This is a genomic window from Vibrio sp. M260118 (assembly GCF_036533755.1).
GTDB lineage: Bacteria > Pseudomonadota > Gammaproteobacteria > Enterobacterales > Vibrionaceae > Vibrio.
This window is the reverse complement of sequence record NZ_JATABG010000711.1, coordinates 1-503: the sequence shown is the minus strand read 5'-3', so window position 1 is coordinate 503 and position 503 is coordinate 1. Positions and strand designations below refer to the sequence as shown.

The following is a 503-nucleotide window of genomic DNA, read 5'->3' as shown; positions in this document are numbered from 1 at the left end:
CGCCAAATACCGTCAGCAAAGCGCGTTTCTATCAGGCCGCGCTAGATAGCGTTAGTTCCAACGAGCCGTTACCGCCAATAAGCCACCAAGCAGACAAACGCATTCTCGCCGATAGGTTGGTCGACCTCGGCTATCGCTTCCACTATCAACACACACTAGAGCTCGTATAGCAGCTAATGAGAAGATTATGAGCCAGATTAAGTTGTACCAACATATAGAAAAACTTTGGTCATACATGCAAATGAACCAGTCGCTGGAGAAATCTGACTGTATTTTTGTGCTCGGTAGTAATGATGTGCGAGTTGCCGAGTATGCGTCAGAACTTTTTTTACAAGGCTTAGCGAGCAAGCTGATATTTTCTGGAGGATATGGGCGCCTTACCGATGGTATTTTTTCTTCGACTGAAGCCGATACTTTTGCTGCAGTTGCGCGAGACATGGGCGTTCCTACTGAAAGCATTATTGTTGAAGATAAAGCGACCAATACTGGTGAGAACGTCTTAT

Annotated in this window: 1 protein-coding gene and 1 pseudogene; both read left to right on the top strand. The window is 45.7% G+C overall.

The features are described 5' to 3' along the window. Positions 1–170, top strand: a pseudogene (locus tag QTO00_RS20775) (SDR family NAD(P)-dependent oxidoreductase); the annotation flags it as partial. A gap of 17 nt (positions 171–187) precedes the next feature. Beyond that, positions 188–503: YdcF family protein (locus QTO00_RS20770; RefSeq protein ID WP_331426400.1), on the top strand; the 316-nt coding region annotated here is incomplete at its 3' end.